At 49.7% G+C, this 20,956-nt stretch carries 12 protein-coding genes; 8 read left to right on the plus strand and 4 right to left on the minus strand.

Translation table 11 applies throughout. The features are described 5' to 3' along the window. Positions 1–15: 15 nt before the first annotated feature. The 3 genes from MKY59_RS15130 to MKY59_RS15140 are packed head-to-tail and all read left to right on the plus strand — an operon-like array spanning position 16 to position 6,299. Entirely contained in the window at positions 16–900 is an 885-nt protein-coding gene (locus tag MKY59_RS15130) for an ABC transporter permease subunit (protein ID WP_236414365.1), read from the plus strand. 15 nt (positions 901–915) lie between these two features. Continuing rightward, positions 916–1,794: a carbohydrate ABC transporter permease gene (locus MKY59_RS15135; protein ID WP_236414113.1), complete on the plus strand. Its 879-nt coding sequence runs from the start codon at positions 916–918 to the stop codon at positions 1,792–1,794. A gap of 41 nt (positions 1,795–1,835) precedes the next feature. Further along, positions 1,836–6,299, plus strand: a complete 4,464-nt coding sequence (locus MKY59_RS15140) for a carbohydrate binding domain-containing protein (RefSeq protein ID WP_339278232.1) — start codon at positions 1,836–1,838, stop codon at positions 6,297–6,299. Positions 6,300–6,609: 310 nt separating this feature from the next. On the opposite strand, the gene MKY59_RS15145 is transcribed toward MKY59_RS15140, so the two are convergent. From MKY59_RS15145 to MKY59_RS15155, 3 genes are all read right to left on the minus strand, one after another. Then, positions 6,610–7,950, minus strand: coding sequence for a sugar phosphate nucleotidyltransferase (locus MKY59_RS15145; protein ID WP_339278233.1), 1,341 nt, complete (start codon positions 7,948–7,950; stop codon positions 6,610–6,612). A gap of 38 nt (positions 7,951–7,988) precedes the next feature. Beyond that, the gene (locus MKY59_RS15150; protein ID WP_339278234.1) at positions 7,989–9,098 is read right to left on the minus strand and encodes a glycosyltransferase family 4 protein; all 1,110 of its coding nucleotides are present in this window, start codon (positions 9,096–9,098) and stop codon (positions 7,989–7,991) included. 123 nt (positions 9,099–9,221) lie between these two features. Then, positions 9,222–10,079, minus strand: a complete 858-nt coding sequence (locus tag MKY59_RS15155) for an AraC family transcriptional regulator (RefSeq protein ID WP_236414120.1) — start codon at positions 10,077–10,079, stop codon at positions 9,222–9,224. Between the two features lie 211 nt (positions 10,080–10,290). Between MKY59_RS15155 and MKY59_RS15160 the strand changes: the two genes are divergently transcribed. Genes MKY59_RS15160 through MKY59_RS15170 form a run of 3 tightly spaced genes read left to right on the plus strand, consistent with a single transcriptional unit; the run spans position 10,291 to position 15,402 of the window. Beyond that, on the plus strand, positions 10,291–11,991 hold the full coding sequence (locus tag MKY59_RS15160; RefSeq protein WP_339278235.1) for an extracellular solute-binding protein: 1,701 nt from the start codon (positions 10,291–10,293) through the stop codon (positions 11,989–11,991). 34 nt (positions 11,992–12,025) lie between these two features. Beyond that, a complete protein-coding gene (locus tag MKY59_RS15165; protein WP_339278236.1) occupies positions 12,026–13,792 on the plus strand; it encodes a histidine kinase in 1,767 nt (588 codons plus the stop codon). Then, positions 13,777–15,402 carry a response regulator gene (locus MKY59_RS15170; protein WP_339278237.1) on the plus strand — a complete coding sequence of 542 codons (1,626 nt, stop codon included), beginning with the start codon at positions 13,777–13,779 and terminating at the stop codon, positions 15,400–15,402. Before MKY59_RS15165 ends, MKY59_RS15170 begins: the two co-directional genes overlap by 16 nt. Before the next feature lie 136 nt (positions 15,403–15,538). Here MKY59_RS15170 and MKY59_RS15175 read toward each other — a convergent pair whose 3' ends face one another. Further along, positions 15,539–16,303 carry a helix-turn-helix domain-containing protein gene (locus tag MKY59_RS15175; RefSeq protein ID WP_339278238.1) on the minus strand — a complete coding sequence of 255 codons (765 nt, stop codon included), beginning with the start codon at positions 16,301–16,303 and terminating at the stop codon, positions 15,539–15,541. Between the two features lie 272 nt (positions 16,304–16,575). Between MKY59_RS15175 and MKY59_RS15180 the strand changes: the two genes are divergently transcribed. Together MKY59_RS15180 and MKY59_RS15185 are read left to right on the plus strand one after the other, a co-directional pair. Further along, entirely contained in the window at positions 16,576–17,931 is a 1,356-nt protein-coding gene (locus MKY59_RS15180) for an extracellular solute-binding protein (RefSeq protein ID WP_236414130.1), read from the plus strand. A 109-nt stretch (positions 17,932–18,040) separates the two neighbouring features. Beyond that, complete coding sequence (locus MKY59_RS15185) at positions 18,041–20,938, plus strand: extracellular solute-binding protein (protein ID WP_339278239.1); 2,898 nt, start codon at positions 18,041–18,043, stop codon at positions 20,936–20,938. The last annotated feature ends 18 nt before the right edge of the window (positions 20,939–20,956 follow it).

A 20,956-nucleotide genomic window follows, 5' to 3' on the forward strand; every position in this document is an offset into this window, starting at 1 on the left:
AAAAAACGCTGGAATATGCGGCGAAACTGGTCCTTGCATATGATGCTTGTACCGGCTGTTTTGCTGGCGATCATTTTTCAGTACATACCAATGGGCGGCATCGTCATCGCTTTTCAGGATTTCAAGCCTTACTTGGGATTTACTGAATCCAAATGGGTTGGTTGGGATAATTTCAAATATTTGTTCTTGTATCCGGATGTTGGGCAAGTGATCTGGAACACCCTGGTGATTGCTTTTTTCAAAATCATTGCAGGGCTGATCGCTCCATTTTTGTTCGCCATCTTGTTAAACGAGGTTCGCTTGGTCGCTTTTAAAAGGGTCAGCCAAACGCTCGTATATCTGCCGCACTTTCTCTCATGGGTCATTCTCGGCGGAATTTTGCTGGATATCCTGTCTCCGCAAGGAGGCATGGTGAACAAACTTATCGTTGCGCTGGGCGGGGACCCCATCTTTTTCCTGGGGGATGGAACGTGGTTTCGTATAACACTGATTGTCAGTGATGTCTGGAAGGAATTTGGTTTCGGCACGATCGTATTTCTGGCTTCTCTCTCGGGCATCAATCCGGCGTTGTACGAAGCGGCCGAAGTGGATGGAGCCAACCGGTTCAAGCAGACGCTGCACATCACCATCCCTGCGCTGATGCCAATTACGATCGTACTTATGACACTCTCCATCGGAAACATTCTGAATGCAGGATTCGATCAGGTATTCAACCTGTACAATCCGCTCGTTTACGACAAAGGAGACATTATCGATACTTTCGTATATCGACTCGGTATCTTGAACGGCAAGATGAGTTTTGCCACAGCGGTAGGTTTGTTCAAATCCGTGGTTGCGACCATTCTGATCGTTATCTCATACCGACTCGCTTACAAACTGGCTAACTATCGCGTGTTCTAGAGAGGAGAATAGGGCTTGTATTACAAAACAAAAGGATATCGAATATTCAGCGTTGCCAATTATATTTTTCTCGGCGTATTATCGCTGCTCTGCATATTGCCTATCATTCATATTTTGGCCGTTTCGTTCAGCAGCATGGCGCCAGCTTCTTCGAATCTGGTCAGCTTCTGGCCGGTCGGCTTTACGACGGACGCCTACGTAAAGACGTTTGGCAATTCGAATTTTATTGACTCCCTCTGGGTCTCGGTGAAACGGACCGTCATCGCTACCATCCTCGGTATGGTGATCATGCTGATTACGGCATTTCCGTTATCGAAGGAGGATATCAACTTTAGGGGCCGTTCGATCTACACATGGTTCTTCGTATTTACCATTTTGTTCAGCGGCGGCCTGATTCCAAGTTATATCCTGATTCAAAAACTTGGTCTGATGGATACCATTTGGGCGCTGGTTCTGCCGGGAGCACTGTCTGTGTGGAATGTCATCCTGATGATGAACTTCTTCCGGGGCCTGCCCAAGGAACTGGAGGAAGCTGCCTATCTGGATGGTGCAGGTCATATCAAAACGCTGGCGCTGGTCTACGTGCCGCTGTCTCTTCCGGCCATTGCCACGCTGTCACTTTTCACCATGGTAGGTCAATGGAACTCCTGGTTTGACGGCATGATCTATATGTCGGACGTTAAAAATTATCCGCTTGCTTCGCTGCTTCAGACGATCATTGTGCAGCAGGATCTCAGCAAAATCAATGTAGACCCGTCCATGCTGGAGAACGTTTCCCAGCGTACGGTTCGGGCCGCTCAGATCTTTATCGGGGCACTGCCCATCCTGGTGATCTATCCATTTTTGCAACGCTTTTTCGTAAAAGGCATCGTCATCGGGGCAGTGAAGGAATAGCACTGCCCTGCATGTCAACATACATTAGGGGAGGAATACGAGTGAAAAAAGGATTGGCTTGTCTCGTGGCAGGAAGCATGATGGTTTCCCTGGTCTGTCCGGCGGTTGCCGGAGCAGAAAGCACATCGAAGCAAGCGGAGGCGGGACAGGTGCAGGCGGGCAGCCTGCATTCCGCCCCGTATCGGGATATGACGGGACACTGGGCAGAAAATGCCGTGATGCGGATGCAGAATCTGGCTTTGATCAAAGGGTATACCGACGGCACGTTCAAACCGAATGAACGCATCAGCCGCGCCGAGTTTGTTGTGATGCTGGACCGGATATTTGGTTTTGCCGGCGGGCAGCAATCAGCGTCAACAGCATTTTCAGACATGAGCGAAAAGGATTGGTACTATGATGCCCTGGTTCGAGCGAATGGATCGGGAATCATTCAGGGAACCGATGCTGCACATCTGTCACCAGACATGCCTATCACAAGGCAGGATGCCGCAGTCATGGCAGATCGGGCGTTCCAACTATCGACAGGCAATGAGGACGAGCAAGCGCTAACCGGTTTCAAAGATGAGAAAGAAGTGGCAGACTACGCCAAAAAAGCGTTCAGTTATTTGATTCAGGAGAAAATTGTAAACGGATACAATGGAAAACTGGCTCCGAAGTCAGATATTACGCGAGCACAGGCAGCAACGTTGATGTCCAACATGATCACGGATGTGAAAAGTGCTCCCGGTACGTATGAATCAAGTGTTGATGGCAATCTGGTTATCCGATCATCTGACGTCACGCTCAAGGATATGACCGTTAGCGGCAATTTGCTGCTCACCGAAGGTATTGGCGAAGGCAGAGTGACGCTGGATGGTGTGACGGTTACGGGAAGTGTCATTATAAAAGGTGGAGGAAGCCACTCCATCGACATTCGCAGCTCCAAACTGAAGCAGGTTGTCGTCGATAAAGCTTCCGGTTCCGGCTTGGTGCATGTGGACATCGCTGGAAACAGCTTGGTGGGAGCAATGACCGTCATACGCAAAGCAACGGTTGAACTGTCTGACGAGAGCGTGATTGATACGTTGAGCGTGAACAGCAAAGCTCGACATACCCGTATTGATGCCAAAGGCAAGATCAAGCTGCTCGATGTGGAGGCTGGCAGCGTGCTTGTCAACGGGAAAACGGTTACAAAGGGGCGGCACAGCGTTAATATGACGTCAGACAACGAGCAGTCTGCACAACCGAAACCTTCCACGCCTGGCAGCGGTTCAACCGTTTCATCACCGTCCTCCCCGGCTGGAGAGACACCTTCCGTTCCAGGTAATCCGGCGGGGGAGAAGCCGATTCCGGCAACAACGATCCCGGACGAGGATTGGGAAATGACCTGGAATGACGAATTCGACGGTGCTGGCGTGGATGATTCCAAATGGACGGTTCAGGATACCGGACTTGTCTATAACAATGAACTGCAATATTACAGTCCGGATAATACACGCATCGTCAAAGATGGCGCTCGAAGGGTACTGCAAATTGAGGCGAAACGGGAGCAAAAAAGTGGCAAATCCTATACTTCAGGCAAACTGATCACGATGGGGAAAGGAGACTGGACCTACGGCAAAGTTGTCGTTCGGGCGAAGCTTCCGGTGCAGCAGGGCATGTGGCCGGCCATCTGGATGATGCCTACGGATGAATCGCATTACGGTGGATGGCCGGCTTCCGGCGAAATCGATATTATGGAGCTGATCGGCGGCAAAAACAAAGACCACGAAGTGTACAGCACGATCCACTATGATGCCGTGAAGCCTGATGGCTCGCACGGGCATGACCAAGGCAAGTTTACATTGCCCGCCGGAGAGTCCTTTGCAGATGAATATCATGATTTTCAGGTGGAATGGCTGCCTGGCATGATTCGTTTCTACGTGGATGGCAAGCTGCATCATCAAGTGAATAACTGGCAAACAACCGCGGCAGGACAGCCGGAGAGCTACACTTTCCCTGCACCGTTCGACCGGCCGTTCTATCTGATTCTTAACCTTGCGGTAGGCGGAGACTGGCCGGGTTCACCTGAAAACGGATTTGTGTCCGAGAAGATGAATGTGGATTTTGTTCGGGTATATTCCTATAAAAAAATGAACGAATGGCCCGACGTCACTTCGAATCCAATCGAGCCTGAACGGAAGCGGGATCCGCAAGCAGATGGCAACCAGATATATAATGAACGCTTTACCGAAGGCGTCGATGCAGCCGGTGTACCGAATGAATGGAAGTTCATTACGAATGCAGGCGGAGCTGGTAAAGTGGAGGTTGTTGACGATGAACAGAAGGGCAAAGCGGCGAAGGTGACCGTCTCACAGCCCGGAACCGAGGGTTATTCCATACAGCTGACACAAATGCCGATGTACGTGAAGAAAAACAGAAAATACAGAGTGCAGTTTGATGCCAAAGCATCTGCCCACCGTGTCATTCGTTCGAAAGTGACGCAATTCGAGAAAAGCTGGACGAATTACTCGGAGGAACACAGCTTTTCGTTGACTACGGATTGGCAGCCCTATGAATACACCTTTAACATGCGAAATGGCTCAGACAATAATGCCCGATTTGAATTCAATCTGGGGCTGGATGACGCTGCAGTCATGGTATCCAATGTCAGACTGATCGATATCGGTGAGGCTGACGCTGTACCTGTGGAAAGAAAAGCACTGCCGGATGGAAATTTGGTGTATAACGGTACATTTGATCAAGGCAAGGGGCGGCTTGGTTTTTGGTCCAATCGGATTGAATCCGGTGCCGAAGCCCATATTTCCGTGAATAACTTCCTGAAGTTCCCGATCATGGAACGGCAGCTCGTGGTTGATGTGAAGCAAACCGATGGTCAGCCTGATCAAGTAGCTGTGGTACAGCCGGATATGAAGCTGGAAGCTGGCACCACCTATGGATTCTCTTTTGATGCAAAGGCGGATGCGCCTCGTACGATGGACATCGGCTTGTCAACCGCAGAGGGACATGACGTGCAAATCCATCAAGGACAGCAGATCCAGCTCGGGCAAGAGATGAGAAACTACACCGGTGAAATCGTGATCGGACAGAGCGGAACGACAGCAACAACCGCAACAGCCGAACTGAAGCTTTTATTCGGCAGTTCTTCAGGCAAGGCCTACGTCGATAATGTAAGGCTGACCAAGCGGGGAAAACCGGTTTCGGTTCAGGGCTATGCCCATATTCCTGCAACTGAGGCATGGATGATGCAAGGTTTGCAGCTCGAAAATTCCGATGAAGGCGGCCAACATGTCAGCTACATGGACGAAGGCGATCTGCTGCAATTTAAAATCGATGCAGCAAACGATGGGGCATATGCCTTTTCCACCCGGATGGCGAGTGCCAAAGCGGATTCAAAAATCCGATTCAGCGTCAAAGATGAACAAGGCAATACGGTTGCAAGCTCGGAGCTTCTGCTTGGAGATACGGGCGGGTGGCAAACCTACAAAACCGTGTATCTGCCAGCGGTTTCCCTGAAAGCGGGAAACTCTTATTATGTTAATTTTGAAGGGAACGAATATAATACACGCTGGCTGGACGTTTCTCAGAATAAGCTGCAGAACGGCGAGTTGACGCAGGATCGAAGCGGTTGGGAACTGATTCCTGATGATCTCGTGGCTTCACATGGGGAAGATGAGGGCATTCGCATTACTTTGCCGGGTGCAAGTGAAAATGGACGGGAAGCGTTATTGCAGCAAGGTCAGCTTTCCCTGGAGTCGGGCAAGACGTATCGCTTGAATTTTGATGCCTCTGCATCCGCTCCAACATCCGTGCAAGCGGTAGTCTCGCAGGAGGGAAGCGGAGACAGGTATATGGATGAAACGGTAAACCTGACTGAAACCAAACAGCGATACACTTATACATTTACAACGGGGGACACCGCGGGTGCGGCTGCCTTGTTGGACTTTGGTTTTGGTACTGCTCCAGCGGGCGAGCACAGCGTATCCATTCAAAATGTGATGCTGTTCGAAGTGAATCCCGATGCGGATCAGGGCGGACAGCCGGTACACGTCAATCTGATATCGAACGGTGACTTTGCCAAAGGAAGCGACGGCTGGTTTAGTCATTCTGACGGGAATAACTCGGAACTGGTATTTACCGTCGAGAATCGGAAGCTGCAGGCTCGTATTGGTCAGGCGGGGAATAATCCGTGGGATCGGCAAGTGATTAATGAAGGTTTCGCGATGCAGCAGGGTTACAAATACAAACTGACGTTCAAGGCCGAAGCGGATAAAGCACGAAAAATGGGCCTTGGCGTCGGCTGGGTTGACGTTCCCGCAGGATACGCATGGCATGGATTTTTCGGTGAGCGAGTGGACTTGTCCACCGATGAGCAAGAATACACCTTCACGTTCGACACAACCGAGCAAAGCTATGCGAACAGCCGTATTGTATTTGATATGGGCAGCATCAGCGGTGCCGAAGACGGGAATACAAGCATTACGTTGTCCGATGTGAGGCTCATCAACATGGGACCAGTCCAATAGAACGTAAGGAACCAAGTCCATTCGCGGCCTGGTTCCTTTCATTCTTATGTTAAAAAACCTCTATATAGGTTGAACTAGAAATTTACACGAAAACGGAGGGGGCAGAAAGAATCTGCAGAAGCGGAGCTAAAAGCTTTTTGTAAGAAAGCTCCATCGAAAGCATACGCTTCGTGTTTATCACCGGATTTTCCCTTTGAAAAAGGGGATCAAAAAAAATCTGGGGATAATAGCGATCGGAAGATGGTTCTGACCACGTAGTGACTCTGTGTAAAAATGATTGGTTCAGCCTATATAGATAGCCTGCAAACGTCTACCACACCATCGCAATACGAATAACATCTTCTTTCGCCAGGTCCTTACCCAGCACAACTTCCATTAGTTCAAGATCGGTAAGTGCCTTAATTCCATGTCTGGTTCCAGCCGGAATTTGCAGAACATCGCCCGCCTTTAGCTGGCGTCGTTTACCCTCCATAAGGATTTCCGCGCTGCCCGTCACAATCGTCACGATTTCTTGCCGCTCGAGATGCTGATGGTAGCTCGTATATTTTCCGTGGATCAGCTTCACCTGCTTGATCATCACTCCATTTCCCGTTTCATCGTTCCAATCGTTCAGAACCCGGTAGGAGCCCCATCTTTTCTCTTCATACTTCGCAAATCGCGGCATATGTTCGAGCTTATCCTTGATTTGATTTGCTTTGCCCTTGTTAGCAATGAGGATGCCATCGGAACTGGCCGCTACGATGAGATCGGAAACGCCGATCATTTCGATCGGATAGGAAAGCTCGTTAATGATATGGCTGTTAGAGGAGTCGTCCGATATTCGCCCTGACCCGATGACATGGCTCTCGAAATGATCGCTTAACGCCATCCAACTCCCGAGATCATTCCAATAGCCGTCATATCTCATGACAACAGCAGACAATGCGTGTTCCGCGACTTCCCGGTCGAAACTGGTGTTTGCAAGCTGTTCGTAATTTTCCAGCCAATGCTCAACTTGGATCGGATGCCCCTTGTCTTTCAAAAATGTCAGCATGAACTTCAAGGAGAATGCGAATACGCCGCAATTCCACATCGCTTGATGTTCGATGAGGCGACAGGCTGTCGGCTCATCGGGCTTTTCGATGAATTGGTGAATGAAAGAAAAGTCGTCATTTCCATTGGGCTGAGCAGGAACGATATAGCCGAACTGATCGGAAGGATGGGTAGGTTTGGTTCCGAGGAGAGCGAGATCTGCTTTAGAATGCATCAGAACATCAGGAACGCGAAGGAGCAGTCGAAAAAAAGCGGTATCTGCGTAAGTGTCGACTGGAAGAACGCAGATGGTTTCATTTGGATCCATTTGCAGCTTTTCATGAAGATAACTTACCGCATAAGCAATGGCTGTGAAGGTTCCTCTTTTAAAGGGTTCGGCCAGGATCGGGATATGCTCGCCAACATAGGAACGGGTAATTTCCACTTGACTGTGATGGGTAACGATGCATGTGGATTGAAGCAGCCCCGCCTCATTTAATTGCCGGCATATTCGCTCAATCATCGATTCTCTGGCCCCGGCATCGGATTTCAAAAGCTTAAGGAACACCTTGGAGCGAATCTCATTGGACAAAGGCCACAGCCTTTTTCCGGATCCTCCGCATAACAGGATAATACGCAAGCCGATTCCTCCTTTCTTGGGGATATCGCCCTCCATTCTTATTTCTTCGATCGAATGATTTCTTCAATCGCATGCTTCATCAATACCCCGGACCGGTCCCAGGATAAGCGAAGTATATCCTTTCTGCCTTGTTGTCCTTTTTGTTTGCAAAGTCCGGGGTTTTGGTACGCTTCCCTCATCCGTTTTTTTAAATAGCCCAGATTCGGTTCCGCCCATCGTTGTCCCTTTTGCGCAAACAGGTTGCTGAATTTTTTAGAAATGGCTCTGTTCATACTGCTTGACGGGCTGCGCAGCTGGTACGGAATCAGGAACGAGTTGCTGTGCGTCAGAAAATCCATTTGCCCGCCCCAACTCGTAGTGATGACCGGTACGCCGCTCGCAAGCGATTCTAGAAAGGGCAGTCCAACCCCCTCGCCGCGAGTCGGGAGGACGAAAGCATCGCCGAGCGTATACAAACCTTTTAATCTGCTTTCACGAAGATGACGGCCGATCACGACAACGGGGGCCGTATCTTTTTGGATACCCAGCTTTTTTTTGTATTGCGTTATTTTGGCCTGGATCCATTTTTCGTTCTCATGCGGCGCATATCCGTTTGTTTTGATCACAAGCACGACGTTATCTTTAGAGGAAAACTCTTCCCAATATGCCCGCAGCAGGCCCTCCGGATTTTTACGGTGCTGGAAGCCGAAGACGGACACGAACGTAAACTTGCCGGCCGCACCCGGCACGGACATTTTCTTGTTATTCGGATGAAACTCCTTTGCATTTACACCATGAGGAACGACAAAAATCGGGACATTCACGCCGCTGTTCCTTAGTGTTCTTTTATTATGCTGGGAGGGCACACAAACGGCATCAAATTGATTCATATGGGGAAGCCAAGCCTTGGGGAGCTTGCTTGTTTCCCAAACCGTATTCAAAATAATAAGATCATACAGGCTGCGCTCTTTTTTCCATTGAATGCTATTGGGGAGGTGGTGATAAATCAGCACCCGTGTGTATCGGCTGCCGTTTTTGCGCTGTTGTGCCGCTCCTATACTAACGGCTACGCCTTGCCGCTTTAGTGACTGGGCATACGCTCTGCTGGCACGGCCAAGCCCGCTTGCTTTGTGTACAGGGCCCTTCCAAACGACGTGATAAGGTTTCATATGACAACATCCCTCGGATAATTACTTTGCTCATCTCTATACTTTTAATATATGGATTATCATATGACGGAAGAATAAAAAGGTATGGGTGTAGGGAGTGTGTAAAGAACACACAATCAGTGATCACTCAATGGCTTCACGTCGTTGTTTAATATACTTTCCTGGAGAAATGCCAACCATCTTGGTGAAGCTTCGTATAAAATTGGCGTAATCGCCAAAGCCCGATTGAAAGCAAGCATCGGTGATGCTCATCCCGTCAGACAGAAGAAATTTGGCAAGTTCGATACGACGACTGAGAATATAGGAACGAAGGGTCAGCCCGGTATGCTTTTTGAACTGGCGGCTGATCGAAGTGCTGTTCATGTAGAACGCTTCGGCAAGTTTGCCAAGCGTAATATCTTGCGTGATATGTTCGTCGATGTAATCCATTGTCTTTCGCACCAGATCGGGCATAATATCATGCGGCTCAAAAGAATTGTTGCGAAACCATACGTTGATCAACACCAATAATTGCGCGATTGCAGCATTGGTTTTGACGTCTGCCCCATAAGCATCCGAAGAGAGCGATTCTTCGATCCGGTTCGTCCAATATGTGATCTGGTCCAAACGATCGTCGTCCAGGTGTATCATGTTGCCTTCGCCTTTGCGGCGGCAATCAAAACAGGAAGATAGGTTCGTTGAGGCCGTGGACAATTGGTACAGGTATGTTTTTTTGAGATTGATCGTAATCCGTTCATACTCCGTTTCATCCAATATAAACGCACGATGCATTTCTTTGGGGGACATCACGAGCAAATCGCCCCGCTGCATATGATAACACCGATTTTCTACATAAAAGTGCACATGACCGCGAAGGAACAGATAGATCTCGTAGGCATTATGCCGATGATAGCTCGTTTCCAGCTTGTAAGTCGTGATTCGATGCAGGTACAAAAGCTCCGGCTGAATGGGGTCATAGAAAAAGTCAGAGGATCCGCTCATACAGCACCTCCCGTCATTTCGCGCAATAAATGGAACAAATAACGCAATGAAATTGTGTTCAGATTACCTTAAAATGTAATCATCCTACCATGAAGTGGTTTGTTTTGCAAACGCTTACTATCTAAACCTATCTTTACAATATCGTAAACGCGTCAGAGCAATATGATCTTACGACTATATTCATTCCAACTGAACCGGGGGGCATGTCGCCATGCACAAGAGATGGATGTACAGATCAAGATGGGCCTTCATTATCCTCCTTGCGGTGAGCATACCTGCCGGCCATACGCAAGGAAATTCAGGGCAACCACCTTCGACGTTTGCCGGGCAGCAGGTACAACCTTCCGGAAGTGCAGGGAGATACGATCCTCCTATACGGGTTACCTTTGTCCGAGAGACTGGTGAAGACCTGCAGCGAATGCTTGATCAGTTGCCGGGCGAGAGTTTGGTAGATAATCGCTGGACCCGTTTGTATGAAGAAGAATTGGGTATTCGGATACACTATGACTGGATCGCGAACGGTGACGTATATAATCAGAAACTGGGAGTGTCCCTTGCAGCAGGCCGTTTCCCGGACGTGGTCAAAGTCAATCCATATCAACTCAGGCAATTAAGCAATGCCGGATGGATTGAAGATCTGACCAAGGTATACCAGGCCTATGCCTCTCCGCTTACGAAAAATATATTGGAGGCCGAGGGAAAAGGAGCGTTCGACGCCGCGACGATTGACGGTAAACTCATGGCGATCCCCGAATCATCCTCTTCTATTGAAACGGCGCAGTATCTGTGGATTAGAAGCGATTGGCTGAATAACCTGGGCCTGCATCCGCCTGAAACGATGGAAGACGTGCTTCAAATTTCGAAAGCGTTTACAGAAGAAGACCCCGATGGAAACGGAAAACAAGACACCTATGGACTTGCGTTAACGAGTTATCTGTGGGACCCCGTCATGAGCGCGTCAGGATTCATGGCCGGTTACGGAGCTTTCCCGAATATATGGATCAAGGACAAGGAGGGCAATCTTGCATACGGCGGCATACAACCCGAGGTGCGAAAAGCGCTGGAAGCGTTGCAGACCTTATACCTTGAAGGCCAGCTTGATCCCGAGTTCGCCTACAAAAACGGAAGCAAGGAGTACCGCCTGATTCAGGACGGTAAAATAGGCATGCTCTATGGTGAACAGTGGACTCCTTTCATGATTCAGACTACCCGGGACACGGATCCGGATGCGGAATGGCAAGCGTACCCCTTGGTAGCTGAATCTGGCCGAAGCGTGTTTGTCCCTCTTCGTTCCAATACAGGACATTATTTTGCAGTAAGGAAGGGATTTGCGAGTCCGGAGGTTGTCGTAAAGCTCATGAACCTGCATCTGGACAAAAACTGGGGAGAACAAGCCGAGTATGAAACGTACTACAATGACGATTCGCGTGCCGTATGGATGCTCTCGCCGGTAACGCCTTTCCCCGGCATGAAAAACATGGATGCCTACAGAGACATCCGTGACGCCAGAAAGACAGGGGATTTCTCTACCCTGGAGAACGAGGCGCTTGCGATTCACAAGCGGATTGCTGCGTATGAAACAGAAGGCTTGAAGAGCGGATGGGGTTGGAAACAAACCTATGGACCGACAGGAGCCTTCAGCATTGCGGATGCCTATGAGCGGAACGGCCAGCTTCTATACGACGAATTCACCGGCGGCATCACCGAAACGATGATCGATCGGCAGATCATTCTTCGGGATCTTCAGCTCGAGGCATACATGAATATCATTCTTGGATCGCCGATAGAAGAGTTCGATCAGTTCGTCGAGAATTGGCGCAAATTGGGTGGAGATGAGATCACATCGGAGGTGAATGCGTGGTTCAGAACCAATGCCGCACGGGGTCACCAATCGTTCGCCTTATCCTATTAACACAGGTGTCCCGATTCAACCAGGGAGACGGGAGGTGAATGCATTGTTGAAGATTCCTGCGCAGTCCTGGCTTAACAGCATATTTGCACGGCTAATCATGACCTATCTGATCTTTGTGATTCCTCTGATTCTTCTGGGTGTGTATTTATATCACTGGAGTTACGACACGGCAAGCCAGGAAATTTCCCTGTCGACGGAAAGGCGATTGAACCAATTTGCGATAGAACTGAACAGGGAGATTGAATGGATGGAGCTGCAGCAGTTTGATATTGCCGAGGACCGCAAACTGAATCGGCTTGCGATCCTCTGGAACATCATGGACCAGGTGGAAAGGCGTGAAACGCTGAATTATTTATCTGAGCGACTGGCCGCCTTTAAGAACAGCAGTGCTTATATCAAGAACGTTTATGTACATATCCCTGCAGTCAACAAGAGCATATCGGCAATGCAAGGCATCGATGATTATGATCAGGCGTCCTTTGACTATTTCAGTTCAGCTATGGAAGGAAAGGATATCCGTTTTACTGTAAAAGGAGACACGCTGAACCTGAGCGCTGTCCGGCTCACGGGAAAAAAAGGGGAAGGTCCTCTGTTTGTTGTACAGGTAGAACTGGATAACGCTCAGTTTCAGAATGAATTATCGCAGCTAAACCTGTACCCTGAAAGTGCCACACTCCTGATCGAAGAGAAGACCGGGAATGTAATCTCGGATCACCAGCAGCGAGATGTCATTCTGTCCAGTTACCGCGAGCATCGTCGGAAAAATCCGCATGACAGCTTTCAGGTCAAGGTTGAGGGCGTTAATTATCACGTCAATCAGCTGCACGTGGATGCTCTGGGCTTATCGGCTGCAACGTATCTGCCGGAGAAAATGGTAACCAAACCGCTCAGCAAATTTTATACATGGGCCTGGATATTTGCTATCACGTCTTTCATTGCCATTACGGCCTATCTCTATTCCAGCTACAAGCTGATTCATATTCCGCTGCTGCTGCTTGTCAAAAGGTTTAAAAAAATGGAGGGAGGCGTGCTCGATATTCCGATCGTACACCATCGCAAGGACGAGTTCGGTTTTCTATATGCACGCTTCAATCATATGATTGAAAATCTGCAGCAACTGATCGATCGGGATTTCAAACAGACGATGATGATGCAGCGGGCTGAATTGAAGCAGCTTCAGTCCCAGATTAATCCACATTTTTTGTATAATAGCTTTTTCATTCTGAACTCGCTTGCCAGAACTGGAGAAACGGAGCGCATTGAACAGTTTACGAACATGCTCGGCGAATATTTTCGTTTTATCACCCGAAACGGAACGGATCATGTGCCTTTGAAAGACGAAGTGGAGCATTCGCGAATCTATATGGAGATTCAGCAATTACGCTTTTCACGGCGGATCAAAGTAGACTTCGGGCAGTTGCCATTTGGAATGGAGCAGCTTCAGGTCCCCAGATTGATCATTCAGCCGATCATAGAGAATGCTTATGAACATAGTCTGGAGAAGAACACGGGTACGGGACTCCTGCGGGTTCAATTCCATATGAAGTCAACCTACATTGAAATTACGGTGGAGGACAATGGGGAGGGGTTGCAGACGGAGGAGATCGATATGCTTCAGGCACGTCTGCACAATGATGCCGATACGGATGAAGTGACCGGTTTAATGAATATTCATCGACGTCTGGTGTTGACCTATGGGGAAGGAAGCGGGCTTTCTCTCTCTCGGAGCGATCTGCAGGGATTGAAAGTCGCGATTCGAATCCGATGGAAGAGAGGGGAGAGCGCATGTACCGACTTCTGATTGTGGATGACGAGGAAATTATAACGGACAGCCTGTATGAGACATTTGCCGGACATATGCCGGACCGGCTTGATGTTTGCAAAGCCTATTCCGCTGCAGAGGCCCTGGACTGGATGCGGCGATCCAGAATTGACATCGTTCTGACGGATATTCGCATGCCTGGCATAAGTGGTCTCGAACTGACCGAGGAGATCCAGACACGCTGGCCTCAATGCCGCGTTATTTTTCTCACGGGACACAGTGATTTTGATTATGCATACCGAGCCCTCCAGATGCCCAATGTGCGTTATTTGCTCAAAACGGAAGGTTACGACAAGGTGATGACGGTCATTGAGCAGGTCATGGAAGAGATTCGGCAAAGTCACAGCATGCATGAAGTGTTGGAAAAGTCCCGCCAAATGACTTCCCGGCTGGCTGCGCTGCACCAGGAGGAATATGTGCGCAAGCTTCTTCAGGATAGCCCGTCCGCTCACTCCTCTTCGATGGAGCTTCAAGCCGAACTGGTGTCAAGAAACATAGGCTTGCAAGCGGACTCCCCGGTGTATCTGGTCCTTGGACGATTCAATACGCCGCCTGGAATCGAAGAAGGACCGAATCGTTTGCAGGAGTCGGTCCGGATTATCGGATCTTCACTATTGAGTGAACATGCGATATATATCAGTGTTACAGATCACTATGGCGATGTGGTCTGGCTGCTTCAGCCTAAAACAGGGAAAAACAATGCAGAAGAGCACTTTTCCACTTATATCGAAGGCACATTGGAGCTGGTTCAGGAAGCCTGCATGGCGTCGCTTGACGTGTCCATTGCCTTTACATTGAGCGGACGCGGTTGCCCTTGGTCCCGAATTCCAAGGCAGTATGAACGGCTGCGGTTGTTACAGTGGATGAAAATTGGCGATGGGGTCTCTATGGTATTGACGGATAAAACCGAAGGCACTGCAGGAGGAACATCCAAGGAATCCGTTCGGATCTCAAGCCGGATTGACGTGATGTCTGGTTTCTTGGAAAGCGGACGCTTTCAGCCCTTTTACGATGTTTTTGAAGAGCTTGTAACGGAACTGCAGCAGCAGGACCTGACCATGGAGCGGGCTATGGAAACCTACTATTATCTGGCTCTGATGCTGTATTCCACATGTAATCGCTGGGGGCTCCGGCAGAACGTCCCTGATCAGCCAAGTTTGCTTCAACTGAGTGACTTTACATGCATGAAGGAAGCAGTGCACCACCTGTACTGCGCTGCGGATGAACTGGTTCATTTCAAGCGTTCCAATGAAGAGGAACGTGTGAACCAGGTCATCCATACTCTATGCGGCTATATCAGGGACAATCTGGAAAAGGACCTTTCGCTGGTCAGACTCGCCGAGTTGAATCATTTCAACCCGTCCTATCTATCCCGCTTCTTCAAGCAGGAGACGGGGATCAACTTGTCGGAGTTTATCGACGACACCCGTATCCGAAGAGCCAAGGAGCTGCTGTGCAACAGCGATCTGATGGTGCGAGAAGTAGCGCTTCAAGTCGGATATGAGTCGGCACATTCGTTTACCCGCCTGTTCAAGAAGCTGACGGGCATGACGCCCCAGGAATATCGGGAATCTGTGCTCGTGCGTTAGAACCGTTGTTATGGACACCTTCATCAGAAGTAAATGGAAAAGGATAACACGTAAAAACGCAGGCGCTGCTGGCCTGCGTTTTATGGTTTGATCACCCGCCAGAAAGGCTGCCGAGGAGGCAGCTGATCAGTCATGCCTAGGCAGAGTGATTCTTTTGTCTGCGATAGGCGTTAGGACTTGAGCCTGCATAGGCCTTGAACTTTTTGTAAAACCAATCGATGTCTTTATAACCTACCTCCAAAGCGATTTCATATATCCGCATATCGGTAGTTAACAGCAGATGCTTCGCTTTTTCCATTCGCTGCTGCAGCATGTAATCGTTGAAGGATACTTTCTCCTCCAGTTTAAATTTTTGTCCAAGATATGCACAGTTAAAGTGGAGCATGTCGGAAATTTTCCGGAGTGTAATTTCGTCGCTTAGATGATCTCTCACGTAAGCTTTGACAATTCGGATGACATGACTGGACTCCATCGCTTTGCCATTGAGCTGAACGGGTGGTTTCACAGGCAATCTTTCTTTAACAGGTTCCGGTCCCAGTCGCGTCTGAAGTGCCTGCAAACTTTGCAGTAAAGCTGAAGCGCTGACAGGAGAGGGCAGATAATCATTCACTTGATAAGTTAACGCTTTGCGCACAAGTCTGAAATGGTCTCTTCCACCCACCAGCAGAATCGGAATGTCGCTTATTTGGCGAATGCGATGGCATAACCATAAACCGGCCGTATCACATCGCTCAGTATGGATGAGCACTACCGCGAATTCCTGTTTCGACAGGGCGATCAGTGCATCGGAGGAAGAGAAGGCCGATTCCCCAATTGTATATGGAGAGGTAGAACGACTCAGCAACGGTCCAAGTTCTTTGCACAAACGCCGGCTGTAATCAACAAGTAATATGTTGTACATAAAGCATAACCTCACCTTCTTCTGAATTTCCGGTCCGGATTCCAATCCATAAGGCTTACTTTCATTATGAGAATAAAAGAAAGCGCATACAATGTGCATTTTTTTGCAGACAATGCATTTCTTTACCAATTTCTATTGAAATGTGTTCGTAATCCTTCACTAGCATGCCTTTCTATAATTTGACCGGGTGAATACCTGCATTTCGGCGGGTTGTTTGCGTTTTCATATGAGGGATACACTGTGGGAGCAAACGACAATCAGGGGGGAAGACGATGAGAAACAACAAGTTTATGCTGCTGAGCCTTGTATTTGCGGTCATGCTGATGATTGCTGCATGCAGTTCTGCTCCGACCGCACAACCGGAGCCGGAAAAGCCGGCACCGCAGGAGGAACAAAACACCGCGGAAACCGAGCCCAAAAATGAAAATTCAACGCCGGAGATGGACTTTGACATGGGTGGCAGAACCATCAAGGTTGTTGCTTGGTGGGATATGGAGATCCAGGGTAACAACCCGGATAACATTCAGCGCCTGGAGAACCTTGAAGCACTGAAGAAAAAACACAACTTCAATATTGAATACATCTCCATCGATTTCGGAGAATACCAGGAAAAAGTGGTTGCTTCGCTGATGGCAGGGGAACCGCTGGGCGATTTGGTGAGACTGGGCAAAAACTATGCCATTCCGGCATTGACCAAACAGGATCTGTTATGGCCGGTGGATGAGTATACCAAGAACGATAAGGTGTTCAATCAAAAAACGACCAACGAGTATATGCAATATGAAGGCAGAGGCTACGGTTTTACCGAAGATCAATCCTCCTTTATCAACGGGATTTTCTATAACCGAACGCTTATGCAGGAACTTGGTTTGAAGCCGCTGCAGGAATATGTGGATGCCGATGAATGGAACTGGGATACGTTCCTCAGCGTTGCGAAACAAGCGAACAAGGATCGTAACAATGATGGCAAGCTGGACACGTGGGGACTCGCTCAAACGGGTCTGCTTGAACCCATTCTGTACTCCAACGAAGCTTCTCTGACCAAAGAGGATAAGCAGAACCTGGAGGATCCCAAGACGAAAGAAGCACTGAACTTCCTGTCCAAGCTGGCAACAGAAAAGGTTGGCAGACCAACTGAGGGTGGCGACTGGACAGAACCTTCCACCTTCTTCCGTCAAGGCAATACCTTGATGTATGCAGGTGCGATGTACGAAGTCGAAGGCATTATGACGGACATGAAGGATTATGATATCGGTTTTGTGCCGTTTCCAAAAGGACCAAGCGCTTCGGCGTATCACTCCGGCGAATCGCGTTACCAAGCGATCACCATCCCTAAAGCGGTGGAGAATCCGGAACAACTGATGTACATCTGGGAAAAAATCAACGAGATCGATTCGATCTACGAGTATCCGGGTCAGTCCACGCTGGAGACGCATCTGACCGACGAGGCGGACATCAACAACGCCAGAAAGGTCGCTGAGGGCATGCTTGTTCTCGACCATAACACCTTCCCGTCCTTGCCTTACTGGGATTTTGATGCGGAGCTCAAAGAAGGGGTATCCGTATCCACTCTGATCGAGAAATACAAGGCTCCTTTCCAGGCCGCGATTGATGAGGTATATAAATAAACCATTTTACTAAATCACGGGCAGAACGCACCAGTCATGGCGCGGTCTGTCCGGGTCAGTCCATCGTCCCATTGTCGCTACGCCTAGAGGAAAGGGGATACATTCAGACATGCGGTCACGTAAGAAAAAGGGACTAATCCTGGTGCTTGTCCTGGCCTTGGTGTTCTCGATATGGACCATCTATCCATCGCGGGATCGTACTCCGGGCACGGCTTATGCGCTTGAAGATTTTGAAGCGATCTCCAACACGGACGATGAAAGCAGCTATGAACATTATCTGGCGGGTCATCAGAACACTCCCAAACCGGATAACGTGGTGCGGATTGAAGGCGAGTCTTATGTTCGGACGGAGGGTGGAACGTTTGAAGTGGTGCAGGGATATGCCGGATTGGACGGCAGTGCCGTCATTACACCCGAAACCGGAACCATTCGCTGGGATGTTCCCGTTCAATGGAGTGGTTTGTACCACGTTCGCATCCATTATTATCCGGTGGAGGGCAAGAGTTCCGGCATCGAACGCAGACTGGAGATAAACGGACAGGTTCCGTTCAGGGGTGCTGACGTCCTGCTGTTCGACAGGGTGTGGGGCAATCGCGAAGATAACGTTCGCCGGGACGATCGCGGCAACGATCTCAGACCGAGGCAAGTGGAACAGCCGGAGTGGCAGCTCGCTTCCTTCAGGGACAGCGCAGGTTACTTCGAGGAACCGTTCCAGTTTTATTTTGAAAAGGGCAAACAGCAGTTATCGCTCACTTCGCTCCGGGAGAGCATGGCGATCGATTATATCGAGCTGTATCAGGAGGAGGATGTTCCGTCCTATGCAGACTTGCGGGCGAGTTATGAAACGCGCGGCTTGAAACCGGCCGGTCCGGTCATGCTGAAGGTCCAGGCAGAACAGGCTGCAAGCAAATCTTCGCCTACGCTTGCACCGATCTCGGATCGTTCCAGCCCTTCGCTGGAGCCGTATGACGTATCCAAAATTCGCATCAACGCCATCGGCGGCATCAACTGGAAGCTGCCCGGTGAATGGATCGAATGGGAGATCGACGTGCCGGAGGACGGATTGTATCAAATCGCGCTAAAAGTAAAGCAGGATCAACTTCGCGGCATCTATGCGACCCGCAGTCTGACGATTGACGGCAAAGTGCCGTTCAAGGAAATGAAACGCATTCGTTTTAATTACAGTCCATCCTGGCAAACGCAAGTACTGGGAGCCGGAGAAGACCAGCCCTATCAATTCCATCTCGAAAAAGGAACACATCGCATACGGATGACGGTCACGCTCGGCGACATCGCTCCGCTTCTGCGCACCGTGGAATCCAGCGTACTGGAACTGAATGGGATGTATCGCAAAATATTGATGATCACCTCCAATAAGCCCGATCCGCTCCGGGATTACCAGCTGGAACGCCGTATCCCGGAGATGACGGAGGTCTTTGAACGGCAGGCGGCAACGCTTAGCTCTGTAGCCGCGTATCTGGAACAAGCAACCGGAGAGCAGAGCGATAAAGTCGCCGTTCTGAATGCGATGGTGGTCCAGCTTAAAGATATGGCAGCCAGACCGGAGACGGTTCCGAAACGGCTCGATACGTTCAAGATTAACGTAGGCGGCCTCGGCACCTGGATTTTGTCCGTACGCGAACAGCCGATTACGCTGGATTACCTTCTCGTATCCCCGCCTGGCGAGCCATTGCCGAAGGCGGAAGCGACGGCGATCCAGCAGGTGAAGCACGAACTGGGTGCATATGTCGCATCCTATACCGAAGATTACGACAGCATCGGCAATGTGGAGCAAAAGAAGGACGCGATTACCGTCTGGATTACGACCGGACGGGATCAGGCCCAGGTGCTCAAGGGTTTGATCGACGATTCGTTTACCCCGGATACGAATGTGTCCGTGCAATTGCGGCTCGTTCCACCTAATATTTTGCTGCCTGCCACGCTCGCTGGGGAAGGTCCGGACGTAGCGATGCAAATGGGCGAAGATATCCCCGTGAACTATGCGATGAGGAATGCGGCAGCCGATCTGAGCAAATTCCCGGATTTTGAGGAAATCTCGGGCAGATTCCGCGAAAGCGGACTGACGCCTTACCGTTATAACGGAGGAGTCTATGCGCTGCCGGAGCAGCAGCATTTTCCGATGCTTTTTTACCGCAAAGATATTCTGAACGAGCTGGGTCTCGAACCGCCGAAGACGTGGGAGGACGTCTATAACGCTATCGCTGTCCTGCAAAAGCACAACATGGAGTTCTATCTGCCCATCGAGGATACGCTGAACAATGCCAATCTGGTTCCGAACTCGACTTTTGCGATGCTGTTGTATCAGAATGACGGCACCTTCTATACGGAAGATCAGAAGAAGAGCGCGCTGGATTCGGAAATTTCGATGGATGCGTTCAAACGGTGGACCCAGTTCTATACCAATTACAAATTTCCGCTCAAGGCCGACTTTCCAAACCGTTTCCGCACCGGGGAGATGCCGATCGGCATCGCCGATTACACTACGTACAACATGCTTACGGTCATGGCTCCGGAAATTCGCAACCTCTGGGATTTTACCATTGTACCAGGCACTCAGCTCCCCGACGGCTCTGTAAGGCATGAGGTAGCCAGTGCGACCAGCGCTGTGATGATGCTCGAAAACGCGGCCAACAAGGAAGCCGCCTGGAAGTTTATGAAATGGTGGACCGATGAGCAGACCCAGATGGAATACGGAAGAGAAATGGAAGGTCTCATGGGCGCGGCGGCCCGCTACCCGACAGCCAATATCAAGGCGCTGGAGCAGCTGCCTTGGCCTGTGAAAGATTATCGGAATTTGGAGAAGCAATGGGAATGGGTACAAGGTATCCCGCAGCTTCCGGGAGGTTATTTCACAGGCAGGCATCTGGATAATGCGTTCCGCAAGGTCGTCAACGCCAACGAAAATCCGCGTGAGGCCCTATCGGACTATGTCCTGTATATCGATGATGAAATTGAGTTGAAGCGCAAGGAATTCAATCTGAAGTAGAAGGAAGGGAGGGTAACG

The sequence above is a fragment of the Paenibacillus sp. FSL W8-0426 genome (genome assembly GCF_037969725.1).
In the GTDB taxonomy this organism is placed as follows: Bacteria; Bacillota; Bacilli; order Paenibacillales; family Paenibacillaceae; genus Paenibacillus; species Paenibacillus hubeiensis.